This is a genomic window from Microcoleus sp. PH2017_28_MFU_U_A, from assembly GCF_020738035.1.
Classification (GTDB): Bacteria; Cyanobacteriota; Cyanobacteriia; order Cyanobacteriales; family Microcoleaceae; genus Microcoleus.
The window spans coordinates 100,826-124,219 of record NZ_JAEQCX010000045.1 but is presented as its reverse complement, the minus strand read 5'-3'; the positions used below and the strand labels follow the sequence as shown (position 1 = coordinate 124,219).

The following is a 23,394-nucleotide window of genomic DNA, read 5'->3' as shown; positions in this document are numbered from 1 at the left end:
TTCAACCAGGTACTTTTGCGAGTTTGTCGGGTTGCAAGGTCGGCATCGCGAGCAATTCCTCAACGGAGAAAGGTTGCGGTTGAGGAATTGCAGCTTCAGCATCCATGAGCTCTTTGATTTTCTCAAAAATCAAAACAGTTTCTGTTTCTCCGTCAGTTAGTTGATCGTAAAAATTAGGTATGGAGAACCAATGTTCAAAAGCAATCTCTAACAAACCGTTAGTTGCTAATTGCACTTGCCAGTACCGAGAATATCTGGCATCAACTATCTCAAATAATGGGGCCGGATTCTCTAGAGGATAATAAGTATAGCGCTCATCGCAAATATAGTACGATAAATTTCCTTGCCATTGGGAGATAGCATAGACAGTATACTCTTTACCGACTATCAATTTAAATTCAGTTTCTTTGGTAATGTCTAGCGGTGGATTTAGATAATTTTCCGGCAGGTCAGCTCCTTTGTTGGCAATACAGCGAATTTTCATATTCTAAAAAACAGGCTAGTTTTAATTGTACGATCGGGCTGTTATATCATTTCCGTTTAATTCAGAATTGTAAATGAGTTCTTTCTTTTCTAGTGATATCATGTCCGATCGATTGACCACGATCTTGTAGGGGCGGGTTCACCAACAATATTTGCCAAAAACCGACAATTTCAAAAACCCGCCCCGGCTTATATATTATGCGCGATTTATCGGACACGATCTGACAATTATTCGTTGGGTGGGGGCGGGTTTACGAGATTGTTACTTTTAGGCAATTATGGTTGGTGAACCCGCCCCTACGATTTTGTCAACCTGAAATTAAACATAAAAAATCCCCCATTTTTGGGGGATTTAATAAAAGGCGATTACATAGTCTTAGTCTCAGGCATCAAACACTTATCGGAATCGCAGCCCGCAGGCCCTGAATCCATCATTTCACCCAAGTCATAACGACTCAGTGCCACCTGAAAAATATCGATTTGACGGCGCACTAAAACATCTTTCAACATCGTCTCGTAAGTTGCTTTTGCGATCGGTTCAAAAGGCAAACGTGGGAAAGTTTCTAGGGCATCAAAGCGAGACAAAAGTGCAGCCGAAATGTAGCCTTCGTCGTCGCGAATAGCTTCATAAATCCGCGTACCCAAACTTTCAACTTCATTTTCTCGCAACTCAATCGTCGCGCTGGTGTTGTGCCGCACGTAGAACTTTTGCACTTGCATATAAAAGTCCATTTGTGCCGCTGCTGAGAATTTGTTAATCTCAATTTCATCAGCACCGGGTAAATCCGCCCAACTGACAGCAACGGGTATTTCTACCAGCCATTCTGTACAGCGCTCATCGAAGGGATTGTTCAGCAAATTGCCGTTTTCATCTTTGTCAGATTGGGACGGAATTACGTTGTATCCGTAGTCGATGCAGGCGAGGGCTACAGGGTCGTTTTTGCCGAAAGTGATTCGGCGAATGAAACGCTGGGATTTGGGGGGATGCCAGCCGGGAGAAGCACCTGTCAGTAGAGATTTTGTACCCGATGGTTGGACGGTTGTGCAGCGATTGGGGCGTTTCAATGAATGCCGATCGCAATAATCCCATACTACGCGATTCACAATTTCCCGCCAACCAGTCAAATACTCTTCTTCCCGCTGTTTAAACGCAATTCCCTGTGCAGTTTGCGGGCGACCTTCCACCCACCAGCGCAGCCACTCAACGCCAAAAGCATGAACGAAGAAATCGAATAATCCCGTGAAAGATACGCCGACAATCGGGTCTAATTCGCGGCTATATTGATAGCGAGGTTCGCTAAATTTGTGATTGAGAAGTACCGCGACAGATAAACCTGCGGCGGTGAAAGCTTCTTCTTGTTCTTTGAAGTTGTAAGGGTCGATTTGATTGAGGTGAACCTCAGAAAGATTACAGTTTCCAGTTAGGGTATTGCCGAAAACTCCCTTATGAAACTCTGGTTCATTGAAACAGTAAGTATCATGCAATCCTGGTAATTCTTCGACACTTCTGACAACTTGCCATTTACCTTTACCTTTAGCCTTCGTCCCTTTGCTCACATCTAACCGCTGACAAGGAATTTCACCACAGTCAGTAATTTGCAAGTAGTACAAATCCCGGCTTCGGACACCGTAATTAGTGACTGATCCTTGATGAGCACAAAGATTTAGCGATGAGCTAATGCCACACTTGGTCAAAAGTAACTGAACTCTGAAAGCCCGATCGCGATCGGAAAGATAAATTCTGATACCATTACTATTGGTATTCGATCCGTCCGTATCGGCTAATCCAGCAATAAAATGTAAAATTGCTTGCCGATTCCAACTCGCAATTACATTTAGTGCTTCCGGGTTAACTTTCAAACTTTTCAGAAATTCTCCAGAAAAGCTCAAGTTAGTTACATCTGTGAAAGCAGGTAAATAGTCATAGTTTCTTTCAGGCGACTTATTTCCTGCTACTGACAATGCCATTTTGCCTTCGTAAAGTCGAACTTTTGCATTGTCATTTTGGTCTGTAGTTCCATCTCCTACAGCCACACCCAAAGTGTAAGCATAACCTGAATCGATATTCATGCCATCTTCGTACTGAATTGTAAAAGGTTCAGTATGAATGCTATATCGACTTGTATCCATCAAGTCTTTGGTTTGAACTTCTTGGTAAACTTTACCAAAGCGATCCTTGACAAAGAAACGATGATATTCTGTGGCATCCAGATAAGTACCATCAGCAAACTTTACACGGTAAAGTTTGCGTCGTCCAACCTTGGTATTACTCGCTGTCTGAAATGGTGTGACGGAGCTCCATCTTTGACCATTCCAAATTTCGATTTCACTTCCAACAACATCCTTTATTTGATGTAGTCCGTCTTTAGTAATTAGCAAAGTGTCGCCACTGACACAGTGGAAGTTAGAGCCAATAATTTCCAGTTTTGTTATCCTAAAGGCTTTTTATCCTCTAGTTCTACAGATTCCATTTTATCTGTAGCTCGGCGTACTTTTTCATTTACTTTAGTTGTAAATGCCCCGCACTCTTGCCAGGATTATGTTCTTCAATTAAGAAGGTTCACCTGGTACGCTCTACGGTGGTAAAGGACTTTTAATTCCCTTACTTACCTCGGAATTAACATCTCAGTCTTCTCCGATTTTGCGAGGTTTTTAACGTGAGGCAAAATTACTTACCACACGGGTTTAAGCCCAAACGGACTGACCGATGCTCTAATTCTTCCGCAGTCATGTCAGGATAGCGTTCCTGCAACCACTGTTTAGCTTTTCCTTCGTCGTAAGCTTTCAAGAACTCAATTTTAAGACTAGGTGTTGAAAGTAAATCAACGTTAGCTCTAGCTACAGCTTCACCAGCCCATTGAATTGCACCTTCACCAGAATAATACTGTTTGCGAACAGCATCAATACATTCTTCTAATGTCGGTTTGGCATGGAAAACACGGGTATGGTTGGCCATTCTCAAAGCATCGCGTTCTGGATCTATTTTCCAGTTGCCTTGATCGTCTTGTTGCCACAAGTTGTTTTTAGCATTTGCTCCCAGTTCGTCATCAAAAGTAAACTGACGAATTCCGGCGGATCTCCGAATATTACCAGCCACAATTGTGACCGCAGCTTCATCTATCAATACGCAGCATTCAACTGAATTCAACTGCCGTCCGAAAGCTTTATTCAAAATTGCTGAGCAACGTTGATAAAGGTCAGGCAATTTGACTGGATTTGCGACTCCACCAAAACCTTTTAAAGGCTCTCCCACGGGGCGGACATCGCTCAAATCGATGTAAACTTGAACTTCTCCGGCAAATCTTTCATCTGTGGACAATTCCAACAAAGCTTGATAGGATTTCACCCAACCTTGACGGGAATCTCCGACATAAATAGTTGCGGTTTTTTCAGCTATTTTTACTTCGGTTTCTTGACGGCGCAATTCAGCGGGTGTAGAGCCGATTTCACCTTGCATTGTCACGGTTAAGCGGTTGCTAATCGGTGGCAATTGGTTGATGTATTTGGGTTCCAAAACTGCACCGGTGCCGCAGCCCATCATTGCCAAATCCATCAACAAGCCAAAGGCCCGCCAGTCGATAATATTGGTTGAGGAGCAATTATAGGCGCCGGAAAAGTTCTCTGGTTGCTCAATCCAGTTGCTACCGCCCACCCACAGCCAGCGGCCGGAAGCGAGGGTTTTGAGCTCGTTTTGCATCCGGTGTAGGAGCTGTGTTTCTTCGGAGGTGAGGTTTCCGAGCGATGCCAAGCCCTTGACGGTTCGATCGCACACATCGGCCCAAGTCTCCCTTCCCGTGTCGGTACGACGGCTGTATGTCCTGAAAAATACTGGATTGGCTGCGGGTGCTGTTTCGGGGAAATCGGACAGGTTGCGTTTCTCGCGGGCACTCGATCGCTCTAATTCTCGAACCATAGGTTGTGTACTGACGTGTCGGAATATATCAACAGACTATGAATATACAACAGGATTCAGATTTAGGGTAAAACCTTGACAAATTTGACAATTTGCACTAAATATGGGGCTTCGGACTCGGGAAGGTCGATCGGGCGATCGCCTCAAAACTTCAGCAAAAAACCCGATTTCTGCTAGAAAACGGGTGAAGCGCAAATCTTGTCAATTGTCAATTCTTTGTCAATAAAAACTCAATATTCGGTAACAGCGGGTCTTGAACAACCCCCACACCGTTGAATCCCCAACGCTGAAGCAGCGTTTTCACCTGAGAACCGGAAATCGATTCTACCCCAAATCGATCGGCAACATCAGCAGCGTGGGCATTCAGATAACTCAAAGCATCATAGTCTTCGCGAAACATCAGCAGGTAACTCACCGCCGAATCTGGATTGGGACAAGCGCTGATATATTTGCCGTCAGCACGAGAACGCAGTAAGTAAAAAACTTGGGATAACATCTTATCTTTATTGTCAAAATAATATGTTACATCAAATTGGGAATTGGGAATTGGGAATTGGGAATTGCCCAAACGATTAGACTTGCATTGCATAAATCTTTGAACGATCGCGAAACTGGAGATTCCAGGTAGATCGACGCAGATGTTTTCCAGATATGAGAGCGAATAAATGCAATACAAGTCGATTTTAGATTGCCCTAAAGTCAATCTAAAATCGCTTTTAATCTAGCATTTAAATTAAGGTCAGTGCCAAACCTTTAATCGATCGCCCGTCGCCAATTTGACCGACAATGGAAGCTTGACCGGTTGTCAGATTAATATTGTACAAACTCGAAACTCCGCCAACATCGATCGCAGCCAAAGCTGTCTCGTTACCGCCGACACTCCTGATATCAAAGCCGAGAACGCTAGAAGCATCAATCCCTAAAGATCCGATCGTATTTAATACTCCATTATTCGGCGGATCTTGTCTCACCAAAACATCCAAATTGCTGTCAATTACAAACAGAGTTGTCGAAGTTGCACCCGCAAAGTTATTCACATAGGCAGCCGCAGCCGCCCCCGGAGTTGTGCCAAAATTACGATCGCCCGTCGCATAAGTCAAATTGCGATCGAGTTGAATTCCTCCGGTTAACGTGTCAAAATCGACAATTGCCCCCGTATCTGGGTTAATCCGACCGTTTTCTCCCGCTTGATTGACAAACCGAATTCGATCGACTGTGGGATTGAAATCTAAACCGGCAGCCCCCGGAGTCAGCGGTACGGCGAATTGTCCGCTACCGAGTTGACTTGCAGCCCCAGTCACCGGATCGATCGCGTACAATCGATTGCTACTACCTAAACCGTAAAGCAAACCGTTAGCAGGACGAAAATCAATTCCCAGCAAACTTTCTCCCGGCTGCAATCCCGTTACTGCTGTGTCGCTGAGTAAAGTGCGCGGTGCCGCTTCGTTAAAACCGACGATTCTTTCGGCGCCATTTCTGACAGTTAAGGCGTAAGCTGTAGGCAAAGGCAATGCCAAACCGTTAATCTGTCTTCCGTCGGCAATTCTACCAGTAAAAGAAGCTTGACCGGTACTTAAATTAATGTTGTACAATCCCGAAACTCCCCCGACTTCTAGTGCCGCTACTGCGACATCGCGGCCGCCAATACTTCTGATATCAAAGCCGAGAATGCTAGTTGCATCAACTCCCAAAGATCCGATCGTATTTAACACTCCATTATTCGGCGGATCTTGTCTTACCAAAACATCTGAATTGCTGTCAATTACGAATAGCGTCGTTGAAGTTGCACCCGCAAAGTTATTCACATAGGCAGCCGCAGCCGCCCCCGGAGTTGTGCCAAAATTGCGATCGCCCGTGGCATACACTAAATTGCGATCGAGTTGAATTCCCCCAGTTAATGTGTCAGAATCTACTATTGCCCCGGTATCTGGATTGAGGCGACCGTTTTGACCCGCTTGATTGACAAACCGAATGCGATCGACTGTCGGATTGAAATCAAAACCCACAGCGCCTTGAGTTAGGGGAACCGCAAACTGCCCGCTACCGACTGAATTTGCTTCCCCCGTTTTCGGATTGACAGTATACAAGCGATTGCTAGAACCCACACCGTAAAGCACGCCATTAGCGGGCCGGTAATCAATTCCCAGCAAACTTTCTCCCGCTTGCAATCCAGTCACAGGCAAATCTGAGATGACACTTCCCGGATTAGCAAGGCTAAAACCGACAATCCGATTATCGGGAGTTAAAGCATAAGCCGTTGTCAGCGGTGGAGGCGGGGGATTGGGAAGAATGCTGCTAATATTAGTAGTGAAATCTGTTTGGTCGATCGCACTTCGATTCACACCTCTGAGAGTAGCGAGAAATTCTCCTGTTACCCGGTCTTGAATCACAGTATCATTTCCGGCTTCCAGAATATTCAAGTCGCCAAAAGAGAGTCCGCCCGCCAAACCGATTAAATCTGTACCGTTTGCAAAATCGGCGATCGCATCAGCATTTCCTAAATTAACACCACCGCTGGTAAGGAAAGGATCGGCAGCAGCATAGCGACTCAAAACAAATACATCACCACCATCTCCGCCGATCAGGATATCAGTATCTCTATCTCCCGACAAAACATCATTGCCAGAGTTGCCAAAAATCAAATCATTATTCTTGCCACCAAATACAAAATCGTTATCTTCACCGCCGTTAACACTGTCGCTGCCTAAATCTCCAAACAGAGAATCTCTTCCAGAACTCCCATCAATCGAATCGCCATCTTTTCCACCAAAAATGCTATCATTTCCAGAATTGCCAGCAATTACGTCATTGCCCGTAAAACCAAAAATAACATCATCTTCAGCAGTGCCTGGGAGCGAGTCTGCTTGTATAGTACCTCTAATGTCTGCCATGATATATTGCACATCTAAATTTGACATTCCCAGTGCCTAAAAGCAGCGGGATTTTCAGTACAAAAAATCGCTAATTCGCAGTACGCGCTAATATTACCGAATTTTTTTAGGCTATAAAAGCGCGTTATTTGATAGTTTGCAGTATAGTCATGACAAGTACAACGCAACTGTAAGCTGCCAAGCTTAAGTTTTTAGCGCTGTGAACTTATGAAATCTTGTACTGCGTTCATTAGTGATATACGCTGAATCTCTAATTTTGGATCTGTACAGTCAGAAATTATTTTTCAATTTTAATCTTAAAGCCTCTGAAGGTGAATTTTATTTGTGTAGCAGCGACAACTATCGATCGGTATAAAGTGGATTATATATGGGGATTTGGCATAATAAAAGGCAGGGGCAATCCCCCAGTTGTCCAGTTGGGGTAGGCACGGGGCACTACCCCTACAAATCTGCATGAATGATTTAGACTTGTTATAGATTAAGTCTGCACGGAAAATTCCTCTGGATCGATACCCCCATTTACCCAGCGAATTGCCTCCCTAGCAGATGTCACATTTGGCGGTACTCTCAAAGCATGAATGAATTCCGTGCTCGGACAAGTCATTTTTAACAAATAAATCGGCTCGACATCCGCATTATCTATTTTTAATAGTGCATATTCCTGCCAACTATCTATTTGTTCTGCTGCCAACTCTTGACAAATGCGATCGTAACCAATTGCTTCAATTAACACTCGCCGAACTTCGGCATTGTCTTCAGATAAAAGCCATTCTGCTTTCCACAAATTGGGATGCACTTGACCGTATTGTTCCGGCAATCTGACACCGTGATAATAGTAAAAATTCCATCCATCCGCAAACTCGATCGCAGGTTCTGCTTCAGCGTGCAAGCGGTTTTCACTGTCAAAGCGCAGGTGGCGGGGGCGATCGCACACCGCGCAAATCTTTTCAAAGGGAAATATAAAACCGCAATGCTCGAAAAGCAGCTTTTGGCAGCGAAGTATTTCTTGTGCCTTTTGGGAAATATTGACGCCTGAAGATATATACAATTCAGTCAAATAGATTTCTTTAAACAAAGTCGTGGGGGTTTCAGGGCAATTAAAACCGAACAAATTATTGGAAAAAACATTCCATATCGTTTGTTTCGATCGCACATAGCTGTCAACCAATTTGTACATTACCGAACTCAGTGTGCTGTCGGCTTCGGGCTCGATTACCATGTGATCGAGCTCATACTCCCACAGATCCGAACTTGCAAATTCTCCCACAGCGGGTATCCATTTCAGGTCTAGATTTTTCCCCAATCTATTGCTGTATTCGTCTGAGCATTTTTGTGAATGGTCGGGTTTGAGCCTGTTGAAGATTTGGGGACAAACGTCGCGGAGACTGCTGCAAATAATAACTTCGGGTTCTTCTAGACCAATAGCGGCATAAGCAACTTTGATGGCTGCTGTGGCTTTTTGAGCATCAATTGGCGTAGTTGAGAGAGTAAGACGTTTCTGTGCGAGTTCGCCTAGCACGCACAGAACGGTAATTTCATTGTTGTCCAGATTAAGTGTTGTCTGATTGGTGAGCGATCGCAAGGCGCTGATGTCGGTAATTTGATTGTTTTCAAGATTCAGTGCTGTCAGATTGGTAAGCGAGATTGGTGAGCGAGCCGAGGAAGCTGATGTCGCTAATTTTATTGTCGCCGAGATCGAGTGTTGTCAGATTGGTGAGCGAGCCGAGGAAGCTGATGTCGCGAATTTTATTGCCCTTGAGATCGAGTGCTGTCAGATTGGTGAGCGAGCCGAGGAAGCTGATGTCGGTAATTTGATTGCTGTCGAGATCGAGTGTTGTCAGATTGGTGAGCGAGCCGAGGAAGCTGATGTCGGTAATTTGATTGTTGTCGAGATACAGTGTTGTCAGATTGGTGAGCGAGCCGAGGAAGCTGATGTCGGTAATTTGATTGTCGCCGAGATACAGTGTTGTCAGATTGGTGAGCGAGCCGAGGAAGCTGATGTCGGTAATTCTATTGCTGCTGAGATTCAGTGTTGTCATGCTTGAAAGTATCTGCTCCGCTGCTTCAGCGTCATCAGTGCCAGCCTTTTCTAACAACACTTCAACTGTGTGCTTTGCTCCTTCTGAAAGACTGTCAATATGCCTGCACCAGTCGGCAAAGCGACTAAAACTAATTGGCTCGTTTGGTTGTTTTTCTGACATAAAAAACTCCGATATGGGGAATGGGGCATCGGGAATGGGGCATGGAATACCATTAACTGTTCGTATTATGGCTGGTGCAATGAGAAGTTGTTCGGTGATGGTGCGATCGCACTTTTATGGTAATTTATCGCGCAGGAAAAGCCAAGTGTTGAGTTTTTCATCTAAAACATATTTATCACTCTCAGAAAGTGCTGCAATAACTTTCAATCGATTTTTAAGTTTTCTTAACTCGCGAATTTCTGCAATAGGTAGCGTTTTCCAATTAGCAACCTTTTTTTCGACATCTTCCTGCGACTCTTTGATGTTATCCCAAAACCATTCTAAAATTAAGTTAACATCGAGAACAGAATCATCGGAAATTACTTCCTGTTTTTCGATCGCCGCAGCCCGCAACATCATTGAGGAAATCGTAAAAGACTCGCCACTACCTGGTTTTTTGCGATCGGCATCATCGGCTAGAAGATCGTAAATTGCGATCGCGACTTCTGCCCATTTGCGATCGCACAAACCAGAACCATTTTCACCTTTTCGAGCCTTAGCGGAGGAAACATCGGCTAATAATAGCCAGTTAAACCCTTGTGGTTGGGTGGTTTGACCTGAAAATATGTTTTTCACCCAAATCAGTACAGATTCGGCATTTTGTTCGAGAATGCGATCGAGGGATATTGTCGTAGGAGATTGAGTCATAATTTATCTACTCCACATATTCGATATCAGCATTACTTGTATCAACTCCTTGCTGCCTAAAGGCTGTAATTCCTACTTCTAAGCTCTCTGAATTGGGTCTAAAATGCCCGCTGTGATTGCTGATTGTTAGCAAAATATATAAACCGTTGCTGCCGACTATCTCGGCTTCTCCCGCAGCCAAAACAGGCTGACCGCGAGTTATAACCGTATGGTAAATTTCATTGTTAACATCTAAAAATTTCGGAATTACAAGGAGTTCTGGGTTTGTTGTCACTGCCCATTTGACAGTCCCTTCATTAATTATATCGTCAAATCCTGCTTCCCCCACTTTAATGGGCCTGATGCCTAACTCATCTGCCGATCGAAGTTCATCATTTAGCGTCGCGGGGGACTGATTGGAAAAGCGAGGGCTAGGAACATTATTTGAAAATGATTGTGTCACAACAGAATTTAACGAGAATCAAATTTATAGTCAAATATGATTCTATCACTTCAAATCTTCCAATTTAATCCTCGGATCGATCGCCTTCAGCAACAAATCCGCAAACAAATTACCAACAATCAACATCGTAGCGCCCATCATCAAACTCGCCATTACCAAATACAAGTCTTGATTGTTCACCGCTTCCAAAGTCAGCTTACCCAAACCAGGCCAATTAAAGAAAAATTCCGCAATAAACGCACCGCTCAACAAACTAGCAAACTCAAAACCTAATAACGTCACCAACGGATTAATCGCATTCCGCAGAGCGTGAATGTAAATTACTCGATTGTCCGGCAAACCTTTAGCCCGTGCAGTTCGGATATAATCTTGACGCAGCACGTCTAACAATTGTCCGCGCATCAATCTTTGTAAGCCAGCAAAACCTGTGACGCTGAGGGCGACTGTTGGCAAAATTAAGTGCCAGCAATAATCGAGGATTTGACCCCACCACGGTAAGTCTGCATGATCGATGCTTGTCATTCCTCCGACTGGGAAAAGGGGCGAAGTATTTTGAGCAAAAAATAGCAGCAGCAAAGCTGTGATAAAGCTGGGAAAACCCTGGCCCGTGTAGCTGACTACTTGCAAAACCCGATCGACAGTTTTATTCTGATTAACGGCCGCGACAATTCCCAAAGGCAGTGCGATCGCCCAAGTTACAATCAAAGATGCGATCGCCATCAACAACGTCGCCGGTACTCTTTCCCACAGCAGCGACGCTACGGATCGCTGATACACAAAGCTCGTGCCAAAATTCCCCTGTGTCAGAATTTGTTTCAGCCACAGCCCATACTGCACAATCGCTGGTTTATCCAAGCCGAATTGCTGTTCGAGTTGCTTGAGTGTTTCCGGCGAAATCTTCGGATTTTGACTCAAAGTATCTAAGTAATTTCCTGGTGCGAGCTCAATAATTGCAAAACACAGAGCCGATGCTAAGAATAGGGTTAAAAGTGCCTGCAACAGTCGTTTGACAACATAAGTAAATGTCTCGCTGCCAAATAAAGAATTCAACATTCGCCAGTTTCGATTAGATTTAATAGAAGTCATACCATTTTAGATTTTAGATTTTAGATTTTAGATTGAGAATTTGGGATTTTTGATTGATTAATTGTTTGTGAAGCATCGATCGCAGCTCATACGATCCCTATATGTTTGCAGTAATGACAGAAGTCGTGGCTTGCGGGTTTAAGAATGCGGACTAAAGTCCTCACTACAAACCTCTTTTATTACGGTCAATTGATCGGACAATTGACAATTGACAACTGACAACTGACAACTGTCAACTGTCAACTGTCAACTGACTACTGACTAATATTCGACTAGCGAGACGATCGGCACATCCGGCAATTTCTGCCTCCCGCCCAAAGCCAGCAATTCAATCACAAAAGCAAAACCGACAAGCTCGCAGCCCGCTTGCTGCAACAAATTAGCCGTCGCGGCCGCTGTTCCGCCAGTGGCGATCAAATCGTCCACAACCAGCACCCGGCTGCCGGATTTCATCGCATCTCGGTGCATTTCCAGTCGATCGACACCGTACTCCAACTCGTACTCAGCAAAAAGAACTTCTCCAGGCAGTTTTCCCGGTTTGCGGACAGGAATAAAGCCCACTCCCATTTTATAAGCCAAAGGCGTGCCAAAGATAAAGCCCCGCGATTCCATGCCCACCACATAGTCAGCAGACATTTCAGAGCATTTTTCAGCTAAACTGTCAATAGTGTAGCTCAGTCCTTGCGGGTTGCAGAGCAAAGTTGTAATGTCTCGAAACATAATTCCCGGCTTGGGGAAATCAGGAATGTCGCGAATCAGAGATTTGAGATCCATAAGCTTGCAGATCGGCGTTGAGGGTAACGAGGCATCAAAAATGCTACAATCATAACGTCAATCGATTTTAAATTTTAGATTTTAGATTTTAGATTCACTATATGTAAACAAATGTCATAATTTCCTAACGACAGGGTTGAATATCAAGATTTGTCAACCTATGATCTAAAGTCAAAAATATAATATCTAAAATCCAATGATCAAGTTGGCAGCACGAGTGGGTGAGGTTCCTCCTTCCATAACCTTGGCGATCGCAGCTAAGGCAAAAGCTATGAGGGCCGAAGGGATTGATGTATGTAGTTTGAGCACCGGAGAACCCGACTTTGATACCCCCGAACACATTAAAGCGGCGGCAAAGCAAGCTTTGGATGCGGGGAAGACTAAGTACGGCCCGGTGGCTGGGGAAGCGCAGTTGAAAGCTGCGATCGCCCGCAAACTCCGCAACGACAACAATCTCCACTATCAACCGGAAAATATCATTGTCACCAACGGCGGCAAGCACTCCCTCTACAATCTGATGATGGCTCTGATCGAGCCTGGAGATGAAGTAATTATTCCGGCTCCCTACTGGCTCAGCTATCCAGAAATGGTCAAACTCGCCAGCGGTAAGCCCGTAATTGTACGGACAGATGCTTCTACAGGATATAAAATTACACCGGAACAACTGAGTGCAGCGATTACTCCCAAAACCAAGTTATTCGTGCTGAATACGCCTTCTAACCCGACGGGAATGGTGTACACTCCAGCGGAAATTAAAGCGCTGGCCCAGGTGATAGTCGATCGAGATATTTTAGTCGTTTCTGACGAGATTTACGAAAAAATTATATATGACGGCGCCAAACACGTCAGCATCGGTTCCCTGGGCAAAGAAATCTTCGATCGCACCATCATTAGCAGCGGTTTTGCAAAAGGTTACTCAATGACAGGCTGGCGGATTGGCTATTTGGCCGGGCCGATCGAATTAATTAAAGCCACCAGCACCATTCAAGGACACAGTACCTCAAACGTGTGTACTTTTGCACAGTACGGCGCGATCGCAGCTTTGGAAAGCAGCCAAGAGTCTGTGGAAAAAATGCGGTTAGCTTTTGCCGATCGGCGTGAAGTAATATTTGAATTGCTTGAGGCGATCCCTGGAATTAGCTGCATCAAACCAGACGGCGCTTTCTATATGTTTGTCAATATCAGCAAAACTGGAATGACTTCTCTGCAATTTTGTGATGCTTTCTTAGAACAGCATCAAGTAGCAGTTATTCCAGGGATTGCGTTTGGTGCAGACGACCACATTCGCTTGTCTTATGCCACCGATTTAGGCACAATTAAAAAAGCTGTAGAAAGGCTCGATAAATTTGTCCGAAGCATCTAAAAATTAGTCAGTTGTCATTTGTTAGTTGGCAGTAGTCAGTTGGCTGTTGGCGGTTGTCAGCAGTCATTAGTGCGAGCGTCCCCGCTCGCGAACCTTATCATTAGTCAGTAGTCATTAGTAGTAACTGCTTTCCTCTCAACTGTCAACTGTCAACTGTCAACTGTCAACTGTCTAAAGCTGTTTGGTCATAATTTCCTTTAGCAAATCCAGTCCCTTCTTGACTCGCCGAGAAACAGTCACCGCGCTGATACCCAAGCGTTCGGCCGTTTCCTTCTGCGTCAAATCGTACAGAAAAACAAACTCCAATATCTCCCGAGTCCGTTGTTCCAACATCGCCAAAGCTTGCTGTACGCGAATTTGATCCTCTTGCGCCAACTGAAAACTCCGATACTTGCTATCGGGCACCAATTCTCCCAGACAAGTCGCGCCCTCATCTTCATCTTGCACTGGCGCGTCTAAACTTAAAGGCGATCGGTTGAGATGCGCTAACTTAATTTCTTGCCATTCTGCCACAGAAACCTCAAGCACTGCTGCTACTTCAGCATCCGTAGGTTTGCGGTTGAACTGTACCTGCAAATCCTTGATCGCTGCGACAGACTTGCGTTCCAGGGCCAACCAGTGGCGGGGAACTCGCACAGAAGGGCTTTTGTCCCGCAAGTAGTGTTGAATTTCGCCGCGAATGTAGGGAATTGCAAAGGAACTAAAAGCGTGTCCCTTCGAGATATCAAATCGCTCGATCGCCCTAATCAACCCAATACACCCAACTTGCTGCAAATCATCGTAGCTTTCACCGCACTGATTGATCCAGTGGTAAACTTCTTTTCGCACCAGTCCAATATTCAGTTGAACTAACTGATTGCGGACTTCATTCGAGCCAGAATGTTGGTACTCGCGCAACAATTGCAAATTTTCGCTTTTTAGCTCGTTGGGGATTGTGGTAGACATGGTTGCATAAAGGTTGGTAGAGCAGGGGACTGATGTTGCTTTAGACCTAGTTTTTAATCTAGTCTAAAAAAATTAATCTTGCTGTGGTGTAATCCTAGCACTTAATATCTGTGACAGCAGACACACCAGTCAAAATTTGGGACTGTGCATGGATTTGAGGGAATTAGTCGATTTTAAATTTTAGATTTTAAATTTACTCCACCGATTAATTTAGGAGCTTCTATTTGGGTCTAAAATTTGGCGATCGACCCTAAGCGATCGTCAGGGCTTCCGTTTTTGGTCGGGGTCATCCCAGAAGTGTTCAGCAAAATCCGTATTTTACCAGAAAGAATTGGTTGAAAGCCCGCCCGCCTAATCGGGAGAAATTAAAATCAGACTATTCATTACTCCAATCCTCTTACTTCTAGGTAGAGGTCGCTCTTAAACTGTCAACTGTCAACTGTCAACTGTCAACTGTCAACTGTCAATTGAATGATGTTTATTTTTCACACCATATTGTAGTGGCAAATTTGTTTAAACGCAATACTTCAATTAATCAAAAATCCTAATTTAATAACTGGCAACTCAATAACACTTTAAGCATAGATTTAGTCATTAGTCAACAGTCTTCAGTTATCTTTCTAAAGACTGTTGACTAATGAAAGGCGAGCAGTAGCTTTAGGACAAAAAACTGCTCAAGTTCGTTGGCGAAGCCCTCGCAGAGGATCGATCCAGAAAGACAATTTTACGAAACAGAAGGCTCAATCCGAGCGTAAAACAAACCACGAATTTTCACGTCCAGAGCAGGTCTAGCTCCCAAATCAGTATCAGAAGGCTGCACGCTTTCAAAAATCCCCCCAATTTCGCCAGTAGCGCTGTTGACCTTAGCAATTTGGAGAGAAATTTTGCCAGCCTTGGTACGGGTGTCAGCTAACTTAACATTAGAGCGTTTCAGCTTGGAATTGTCAGTAGCCGGCAACGCGACAGCATTGTCGTAGCCCGTCGATACACCGCGACCTTTAGGATCTAAAAAGCCTGCGCTGCGGTAAGAAGGAACGTTAAATTCCCCTTGAAAATCGGTAGAAGTATTGAGCGCAACGACTCCCGGATCGGAAGTAGCCACTAACTCTTTAATGGTGAACAAGAAAGGTACTTGCTCTCCACCCGGTAACTGAACTGTAATTGCTTGAAAGTCCAAGCCGTCCTCTTCTGTAAAAGTCAGAGTACCGTCATTACCAACCTTGAGCGTACCTTGAACTTGGTCAATGCTCGACGTGAACCGTGTCAACAATTTACCAGGCACAAATTCTGCCTCTTGGCGTTTGTTGGCTGCTTCTTCCTTCACAAAGTAAGTTGTGGGCTGCAAACACATACCAGCCAGTTTATAGGTGCCACCCGCTTCAATGGGGATCGATCCCCGAGAAGTTTCTGCCAAGCTAGGGCAGTTATTGGCCAATCCTGTACCTCTAATCTCGTCGTAGGTGAGCAACTCGGTAGTCGCCACCGTCGTATCAGTAGGAGCAGAAGAACAAGCAACCAGCGCACTCATGCAAAATGCTAAAAGTGCAACAATTAAAGCACGATATTTCATTTCCAACCTCAATATCCAACATCGGATTATATTAAGAAAAAGCCCTAGTTCGAGCAAAATATAATTGCCCGCCGGCAGGCTAGGCCAGCGCCATAGCAGCATTTAGATCCAGATCGCTTGCTTCACCGACACTGGCTTTCACTCAAAAAATCGAGCTAGTGCGGTGAAAATAAGCAAGAACTTATGATTTCTCAATCATGTTCGGATCGCAGCCCAATACACATGGTACGACGGGTTGTGCTCTTTTCCTGACTTGGATTGGAAATAAATCTTGCGATCGTCAACCCACTTAAGTTACGTTGCTTATTGGCCCCGAATGGCGATCGCCACTAGCTCGATTAGTCGGCTCACCAAAAGGCTGGGGACAAACGCCTTGTAGATTTCAAAGGAAGCAGCGGTATGGACAACGGCAAAAATTTAGAGTCAGAAAAGTTGCAGTCTCAACTGCAATCGCTGACAGAGGCGATTCGGACTTTAGCCGAAAGTTGTCAGGGAGACAGTGTGCTGCTTTTGACCCTGCTGCGGGCCCTGGAAGCTTCGCACCAGGAAATTCGGGACGGTTTGTTCCAAGCATCTTTTCCCGACAACCGCCAAGCAGTTTACAAACTGCTCAGGAATATTGAAGCCAATGGCGGCTGGCCTTACATCCAGCGTATGAAACTTCGATCGATCTTGGGGTACGCCCAACAATTATCTCCACTAGAAGATGATCCGGCCAAGTCTGAAAATGACTCGGCCGGGACTGAGGAAGACCTTAAATAGTGATGAGTTTTGAGTTGGTGACGTTGACATTAACTCAAAACTCATCACAAAAGGGCGCTGTTGCACCTAGAACCCGAAAGGTGTAGGAGGTACGGGTATCGGACTCGGCAGCATCGCAGGAAATACCGGCATCTGGCCGGGCATCGGCAAAAGTCCTGGAGTAGGCGTCGGGGCGATCGACTTAATAGACACCATTGAATCAGGTACGGTAACAGTCGGCGCAGTCGGAATCCTCGAGTCGTAGTCGTCGGAGTTGGAGTCGTAGTCGTCGGAGTTGGAGTCGTAGTCGTCGGAGTTGGAGTCGTAGTCGTCGGAGTTGGAGTCGTAGTCGTCGGCGTTGGAGTCGTAGTCGTCGGAGTTGGAGTCGTAGTCGTCGGAGTTGGAGTCGTAGTCGTCGGAGTTGGAGTCGTAATCGTCGGAGTTGGAGTCGTAATCGTCGGAGTTGGAGTCGTAATCGTCGGCGTTGGAGTCGTAGTCGTCGGAGTTGGAGTCGTTTCCGTTCCCGTAGTAGTCGTAGTAGTCGTAGTCGTAGTCGTCGTAGTCGTCGGCCTGGGGGAAAACGTCCCACTCACACTGATAAAATCAGTGGCATCGATCAGCGCCGACGGAGTGTTGACCAAAATTGCTAACAGCTTCCCGTCGATCGTAATTACCGTATCTCTGAGATTGGCACCATTACCTTGGCGAACTTGCAATTGACTGAAAGATAAACTGCTCGGCAGCCCAAAGAAATCCTCAGCCTCATTGTAATCAGTAATTAAAACCAAACTTCCCGGGCCGGCTCCCAATCCAAAAATATCACTGCCGCTACCGCCAGTTAGAGTATCGGAACCCTCACCTCCAACCAGAGAATCATTACCCTCTGCCCCAAATAAATTGTCATTGCCAAAACTACCCAAAATTGTATCGTCGCCCAGACCTCCGGCCAAAGAATCATCGCCAAAACCGCCGTCGAGAACATCATTACCTTTGCCACCAAATAGGAAATCATTACCTTCATCTCCCATGAGGCAGTCGTCACCTTGATCGCCGCGAATGGTATCCAAACCGCTGCCACCAGAAAGTGTATCGTCAGCCTTGCCGCCGAATAGTTGGTCGTTGCCGGATTCTCCCAAGAGCGAATCTCTGCCAGCATTGCCATACAAAGTATCGTCACCGTCACTGCCGGCCAAATAGTCGTTGCCATCAAGGCCAAACAGTTGATCTCGCCCGCTACCGCCGTTGAGAGAATCGTTCCCAAAATCCCCGTAGAGATAGTCATCATCACTATTTCCGAACACGGAATCGTCGCCGTCATTCCCTCTGAGGGTATCGTTGCCAGTACCCCCGGCAATCACATCATTGCCTCCGTTACCACGAACCAAGTCGTCCCCTGCATCTCCCAACAAGCTGTCTAACCCGTCGTTGCCATCGAGAGTATCGTTACCCAAACCGCCGCGAACCGAGTCGTCCCCATTGCCACCGGAAAGAAAATCGCGGCCTTGGTTGCCAATGAGCTCGTCATTTCCTTCACCCCCAAGCAGCGAATCTGCTCCATCGCCTCCGAGAAGCTGATCGTTGCCTGCGTCGCCCTCTACGGTATCATCTCCATTCGCGCCCAGCAGTGTGTCATCGCCATCTAAGCCGCGAATTCGATCGCCCTGCGGAGTACCTAGAATAAAGTCGTTGCTGTCCATGCCGATCAGGTTTGCCATAGGGGATACACCGCTCCTCAATAAAATAAATTGTTTAAAGTATGTCAATCGCCTTCGTGACAAGGGATTGCTGCTCGCCTACGTTAGCATAGTTGAGATTTTGGCAATCTGGCGCAGGAGTGCCGGAAATTTTGCCAGTGTCTGGAGTGGTGGCAAATAGGTTCGATCGTTCGCACTTAAAGTCCAATCGCAAAGCAGAAGAGCTTAAAATCGCGATCGTCAAGAATGACGAATGTTCGCTCGGGGGGGACGATCGCACTTCTGACCAATGACCAATGACTAATGACTTTCTTGGCTAACAGGTAACACGATCGCAAATTCAGTCCCCTTTCCCAGATAGGAATTCACCTCAATTGTACCGCCGTGGGTCTCGACCACGATTTGACGGGCGATCGCCAATCCCAACCCCGTCCCTTTACCCACTCCCTTAGTGGTAAACAGGTGGTCGAAGATGCGATTTTTTACCTCGGACGACATTCCCTTGCCGTTATCGGCGATCGTAATTTTGACGCTCTTATCTTCTAAAGAGGTAGTAATGACAATTCGATTGGGAGCCAGTTGAATATCGGCATAACTGCGTCCGAAATTTGATTCATCCAGAGCCTCGATCGCATTTGCCAAAATATTCATAAATACCTGGTTTAACTGTCCGGCATAGCATTCTACCATAGGAATTTTACCGTATTTTTTAACAACTGCTATTTCCGGGCGATTTTCCGACGCTTTGAGGCGATGTTTTAAAATTAAAATAGTGCTATCAATACCTTCATGAAGGTTGAAAGGAATGGGGAGCTCGCTATCGGCACGAGAAAATGTACGCAAGCTCGTGCTAATGTCTTTAATCCGGTGCGCTCCTTCTCGCATTGAATCAATTAACTTCGGTAAATCTTCGCGGATGTATTCAAGATCGATCGCTGCTATTTCTTCTTGAATTGCCTCGCTGAAACTACCAGATTCTTGCTTGACTAAATCGAGCAAGCCAAACAAATCTTTGATGTAGTCTAAAGCGTGTTGAATGTTGCCGCTAATAAAGCCAACCGGATTGTTAATTTCGTGGGCAACCCCAGCCACCAAGTTACCCAAAGCTGACATTTTTTCGCTTTGTACCAATTGTAATTGAGCAGAGTGAAGTCGATCGTATTGTTGTTTCAATTCTTGATTAGCTTGCTCTAATGCCTGATTCATCGACTGGAGTTGGCGATTCTGTTCGGCTAGTTGTTGAGCTTGTAGAGAATTTTCCTGTTTCAATAGTTTTTGTAAGCGACTGAGTTCTAAATGAGTAGAAATCCGAGCTAAAACTTCCTCTGCTTGAAATGGTTTCGTGATGTAGTCCACTCCACCTACACTAAAAGCTTTCACCTTATCCATCATTTCATCCAAAGCACTGATGAAAATCACCGGAATATCGGCAGTTGATTCGTTAGCTTTGAGATGTTGACAAACTTCGTAGCCATCCATTTGTGGCATTTGAATATCCAGCAAAATCAAACTAGGAGATGATTGTTCAATAACTGCTAAAGCTAACTTGCCGCTGGGAAATGCTCGCGTCAGGTAGCCCTTTTCCTTGAGAAGATTGACAAGCAGATGTAAATTGGCGGGTGTATCATCAATAATAAAAATTTGACCTTTACTCTCGTTCATATTTTACTCCTTTTAGGATATAGCAGCCGCAATTAAGTTCAAAATCTTCTCATATTCAAAGTTATGCAAACTCTTCCCGAGTTCCTCAGCTAAAAACCGATCGCGATTAGCTATTTGTTGCACCAACTCAGCCATCAACTCCTCATCTGAAAACATCACTGCCTCTTGTAGTTGAGCTAATATATCCCTGGGAATTTCTGCCAGCGTCTCTACATTTAAAATTACTTTGGGAGTTTTTATTTTCTCATTTTCATGACTTAAATCTTCATAAACATATTTCACTCCTATCTGCTTATTCATGGCAATAAATATTTCTTGCTCTCGAAACGGTTTTCTCAAGAAATCATCGCAACCCGCCGCTAGTACCACGGCTCTCTCTTCTTCTAATACGCTAGCAGTTAAAGCAATAATTGCCGTTGCTTGACCTTTAGTGTAAGATTTAATTGTTTTAGTCGCCGTGTAACCATCGATCACAGGCATCCGCATATCCATCCAAATTAAATGTGGCTCCCACTCCTGCCAAATAGCCACTGCTTCTTGTCCGTTACAGGCTTCCTGAAGTTCAAATCCCAAGGGAGATAGCAGTTTAATTAATAACTGACGGTTTGTCGGTTTGTCGTCCACAATCAGAATCCGATATCGCGGTTGATTTGGCTCTAGAGCTATGATGCGCCGAGTCGGTTGCTGGGCGACAATATCGCTGGCTTCTACCTCAGTAAGTTGAATATCAAACAGGAAATTCGTGCCTTGTTCTACTACACTTTTTACTGTAATATCTCCCCCCATGAGACGCACGAATTGGCTGCTGATAGGCAAGCCCAAACCCGTACCTTCTTGAGCTTGTTTTCCGGTTTCTGTTTGCGTGAAAGCTTCAAACAAATTCCCAATTTCTTCAGGCCCAATCCCGGCTCCTGAATCTTCGATTTCAAAATGTATGGTGTGGGTTTTGTCGGCAGTTTCTTTAACGGTTACTCTGACGGAAATACCTCCTTCTTGAGTAAATTTGATGGCGTTGTTAATGATGTTAATCAGCACTTGACGCAATTTCACGTCATCGGTACGGACGTAGCGAGGTAGATGGGGTGCTGATTCCATGAGTAACTGCAAACCTTTCTCTTCTGCCTTCATTTCAAACATATCGTGTATGTCCTCAAGTAGCCGATGCAAGTCGAAGTTTTTTTGGTTGAGAGTGGTTTTGCCTGCTTCGATTTTAGACAGATCGAGGACGTTGTTAATTAGGGTGAGCAGGTGTTCGCCACTGCGAGAGATGATGCCGACACTTTCTTGATGTTCGGGAGGCAGAGTTTGAGAGCGAGTCATGATTTGAGAAAAGCCTAGAATGGCGTTGAGGGGAGAGCGCAATTCGTGGCTCATGTTGGCAATAAATGTGCTTTTTGCCTGATTGGCTACGTCGGCTTTTTCTTTAGCTATTACTAATTCTGCTGTTCTTTCTTCTACTCGGTGTTCGAGTTCATTGAAAGAGGTTTTGAGTTGTCCTGCCATCTGATTGAATGAGATAGCTAATTCTCCTAATTCATCAGCGCGATCTAAATCTACAGCCTGACTTAAATCTCCTCGGGCAATAGCTTTAGATGCTTGATTGAGGCGGCGAATTGGTTGTGTCACCCATCGAGCAGTGACAAAACAGACCCCAGTTGCTACTATTAATGCTGCCATGCACAACAGTATAGTTGTCTGAGTATTGGAGTTAATTTGCTCCATGAAATCTGCTTCTGGAACTACTACAATTACTAACCAATCAAGTCCAAAATCATCTTGGAAGGGCATAACTTGAATAAATTGTAGCTGACCAGAGATGGTGAATTCTAGTTGTTGTTCCTGTTTTATATTACTCAAATTGTCAAATTTTTTGGTTAAACTTTGAGCAGTTGCGCTAATTAACTTATCCTTACTGTCTAATGCTTTAAGGCGTTGGGGTTTTGCATCCTTTTGATTTTCTAATGTAAATAGCTGCTGTTTGGTTGAACTTGCTACTAAAAATCCAGATTTTTCGATAATAAAAACCTGCCCTGACCGACCGATTTTGAGATTATTTAGAAATTGACTAATAGCTTTTAACGAAAAAGTAGTACCAATAAAATATTGAATTTTTCTGCTATCATTATAAACAGGCGATATAGCAGTTATCTGCGGTTGGAGGCTAATAAATTCAGGATAAATTTCACTCCAAGCCTGCTTTCTTTTCCGTTCGTCATTAATGAACCAAGGTCGGATATAAGGATTAAATTTTGTGGTACTTTTTTCTAGATTTTCCGTGCGATTTCCCCGAGCATCTATTTTGGAAAAATAAGGGTAAAAGCCTGTATTACTGTTACTCATATAAAATTGCAGTGAATTATCTTTAGCCCTCCGCTCAATTCCAAATAAATCTCCTTGCGCCGAACACAAAGAAATCCAGCTTACATAATCAAAAAACTGCATTTGTTGCCAAAGTAATCGATCGGCTTTTGGATTCTGTTTCTTCAAATCGAAACTCAATTCCCTGCGAGCAATCGCATCTGCATTCAGCCTGTTAATCAGAAAAGGTTTCTCTAGATAATTGTCCAGATACATTTTGACTCGATCGCTAACTTCGCTTCGCAGTTGAGCCGCTACATCATTAACAGCTTTCTGCCCGTTACGCAAGGACAGATAGCTAACCAATCCTACAGCAGCAAATATTTGCAGTACAAAAGGCACAATTAAGACTGTTCGCAGGGAAACTTGCCTGGAAGTTTGAGAAAAAATGTAATTTAACTTTTTGAGTGTCACGATCGCTTACAAGTTGCTAGGATTACTAATTTGATTTTTTTAAAGGATACTCTAAAATTTGGTATTTCGTTCTTGATAGCCAGCAGTTTTCAAAGCACCAGAAAACACAGACAAGTTAGTAGCGTTGTCATCCACGATCGAGATAAACGGTTGGGTTTGGCATGGCATGG

20 protein-coding genes are annotated in these 23,394 nt (G+C 44.7%); 3 read left to right on the top strand and 17 right to left on the bottom strand.

The features are described from left to right. Nucleotide 1: 1 nt before the first annotated feature. The 3 genes from JGK14_RS11195 to nrdJ (JGK14_RS11185) form a co-directional block, all read right to left on the bottom strand. On the bottom strand, nt 2–484 hold the full coding sequence (locus JGK14_RS11195) for a hypothetical protein (protein ID WP_293207661.1): 483 nt from the start codon (nt 482–484) through the stop codon (nt 2–4). 365 nt (nt 485–849) lie between these two features. Next, complete coding sequence (gene nrdJ, locus JGK14_RS11190; protein ID WP_293243310.1) at nt 850–2,898, bottom strand: ribonucleoside-triphosphate reductase, adenosylcobalamin-dependent; 2,049 nt, start codon at nt 2,896–2,898, stop codon at nt 850–852. 253 nt (nt 2,899–3,151) lie between these two features. Continuing rightward, nucleotides 3,152–4,396, bottom strand: a complete 1,245-nt coding sequence (gene nrdJ, locus JGK14_RS11185) for a ribonucleoside-triphosphate reductase, adenosylcobalamin-dependent (RefSeq protein WP_293243301.1) — start codon at nt 4,394–4,396, stop codon at nt 3,152–3,154. A gap of 103 nt (nt 4,397–4,499) precedes the next feature. On the opposite strand from nrdJ (JGK14_RS11185), the gene JGK14_RS11180 reads away from it, so the two are divergent. Continuing rightward, nucleotides 4,500–4,622, top strand: a complete 123-nt coding sequence (locus tag JGK14_RS11180; RefSeq protein ID WP_293239173.1) for a hypothetical protein — start codon at nt 4,500–4,502, stop codon at nt 4,620–4,622. Here JGK14_RS11180 and JGK14_RS11175 read toward each other — a convergent pair. The 8 genes from JGK14_RS11175 to JGK14_RS11140 form a co-directional block, all read right to left on the bottom strand. Further along, nucleotides 4,605–4,892: a hypothetical protein gene (locus JGK14_RS11175; protein WP_293179815.1), complete on the bottom strand. Its 288-nt coding sequence runs from the start codon at nt 4,890–4,892 to the stop codon at nt 4,605–4,607. The genes JGK14_RS11180 and JGK14_RS11175 overlap by 18 nt on opposite strands. Before the next feature lie 232 nt (nt 4,893–5,124). Next, entirely contained in the window at nt 5,125–7,314 is a 2,190-nt protein-coding gene (locus JGK14_RS11170; RefSeq protein ID WP_325315061.1) for a DUF4394 domain-containing protein, read from the bottom strand. A gap of 451 nt (nt 7,315–7,765) precedes the next feature. Next, on the bottom strand, nt 7,766–8,869 hold the full coding sequence (locus JGK14_RS11165) for a DUF6745 domain-containing protein (RefSeq protein ID WP_293243299.1): 1,104 nt from the start codon (nt 8,867–8,869) through the stop codon (nt 7,766–7,768). 28 nt (nt 8,870–8,897) lie between these two features. After that, the gene (locus tag JGK14_RS11160; RefSeq protein WP_325315060.1) at nt 8,898–9,488 is read right to left on the bottom strand and encodes a leucine-rich repeat domain-containing protein; all 591 of its coding nucleotides are present in this window, start codon (nt 9,486–9,488) and stop codon (nt 8,898–8,900) included. A gap of 114 nt (nt 9,489–9,602) precedes the next feature. Further along, nucleotides 9,603–10,175, bottom strand: a complete 573-nt coding sequence (locus JGK14_RS11155; protein WP_293179776.1) for a hypothetical protein — start codon at nt 10,173–10,175, stop codon at nt 9,603–9,605. 7 nt (nt 10,176–10,182) lie between these two features. Continuing rightward, nucleotides 10,183–10,617 carry a hypothetical protein gene (locus JGK14_RS11150; protein ID WP_293193047.1) on the bottom strand — a complete coding sequence of 145 codons (435 nt, stop codon included), beginning with the start codon at nt 10,615–10,617 and terminating at the stop codon, nt 10,183–10,185. Between the two features lie 45 nt (nt 10,618–10,662). Continuing rightward, the gene (locus JGK14_RS11145) at nt 10,663–11,703 is read right to left on the bottom strand and encodes an ABC transporter permease (protein ID WP_293193045.1); all 1,041 of its coding nucleotides are present in this window, start codon (nt 11,701–11,703) and stop codon (nt 10,663–10,665) included. 261 nt (nt 11,704–11,964) lie between these two features. Continuing rightward, on the bottom strand, nt 11,965–12,477 hold the full coding sequence (locus tag JGK14_RS11140; protein ID WP_293212581.1) for an adenine phosphoribosyltransferase: 513 nt from the start codon (nt 12,475–12,477) through the stop codon (nt 11,965–11,967). A gap of 196 nt (nt 12,478–12,673) precedes the next feature. On the opposite strand from JGK14_RS11140, the gene JGK14_RS11135 reads away from it, so the two are divergent. After that, on the top strand, nt 12,674–13,840 hold the full coding sequence (locus JGK14_RS11135; protein WP_293179767.1) for a pyridoxal phosphate-dependent aminotransferase: 1,167 nt from the start codon (nt 12,674–12,676) through the stop codon (nt 13,838–13,840). 171 nt (nt 13,841–14,011) lie between these two features. On the opposite strand, the gene JGK14_RS11130 is transcribed toward JGK14_RS11135, so the two are convergent. Together JGK14_RS11130 and JGK14_RS11125 are read right to left on the bottom strand one after the other, a co-directional pair. Continuing rightward, nucleotides 14,012–14,785 (bottom strand): RNA polymerase sigma factor SigF, encoded by a 774-nt coding sequence (locus tag JGK14_RS11130; RefSeq protein WP_293179764.1) that lies wholly within the window; start codon nt 14,783–14,785, stop codon nt 14,012–14,014. A gap of 724 nt (nt 14,786–15,509) precedes the next feature. Beyond that, nucleotides 15,510–16,355: a photosystem II manganese-stabilizing polypeptide gene (locus JGK14_RS11125; RefSeq protein WP_293179762.1), complete on the bottom strand. Its 846-nt coding sequence runs from the start codon at nt 16,353–16,355 to the stop codon at nt 15,510–15,512. Nucleotides 16,356–16,754: 399 nt separating this feature from the next. Between JGK14_RS11125 and JGK14_RS11120 the strand changes: the two genes are divergently transcribed. Next, complete coding sequence (locus JGK14_RS11120; protein ID WP_293179759.1) at nt 16,755–17,117, top strand: hypothetical protein; 363 nt, start codon at nt 16,755–16,757, stop codon at nt 17,115–17,117. 44 nt (nt 17,118–17,161) lie between these two features. Here the strand turns inward: JGK14_RS11120 and JGK14_RS11115 are convergent, their stop codons facing one another. The 4 genes from JGK14_RS11115 to JGK14_RS11100 are packed head-to-tail and all read right to left on the bottom strand — an operon-like array spanning nt 17,162 to nt 23,224. Then, nucleotides 17,162–18,811 (bottom strand): calcium-binding protein, encoded by a 1,650-nt coding sequence (locus tag JGK14_RS11115; protein WP_325315059.1) that lies wholly within the window; start codon nt 18,809–18,811, stop codon nt 17,162–17,164. Nucleotides 18,812–18,845: 34 nt separating this feature from the next. Further along, on the bottom strand, nt 18,846–19,070 hold the full coding sequence (locus JGK14_RS11110) for a hypothetical protein (protein WP_293179753.1): 225 nt from the start codon (nt 19,068–19,070) through the stop codon (nt 18,846–18,848). Nucleotides 19,071–19,090: 20 nt separating this feature from the next. Next, nucleotides 19,091–20,452 (bottom strand): hybrid sensor histidine kinase/response regulator, encoded by a 1,362-nt coding sequence (locus tag JGK14_RS11105; RefSeq protein ID WP_293179750.1) that lies wholly within the window; start codon nt 20,450–20,452, stop codon nt 19,091–19,093. Nucleotides 20,453–20,464: 12 nt separating this feature from the next. After that, complete coding sequence (locus tag JGK14_RS11100; RefSeq protein WP_293179747.1) at nt 20,465–23,224, bottom strand: hybrid sensor histidine kinase/response regulator; 2,760 nt, start codon at nt 23,222–23,224, stop codon at nt 20,465–20,467. Nucleotides 23,225–23,394 lie beyond the last annotated feature (170 nt).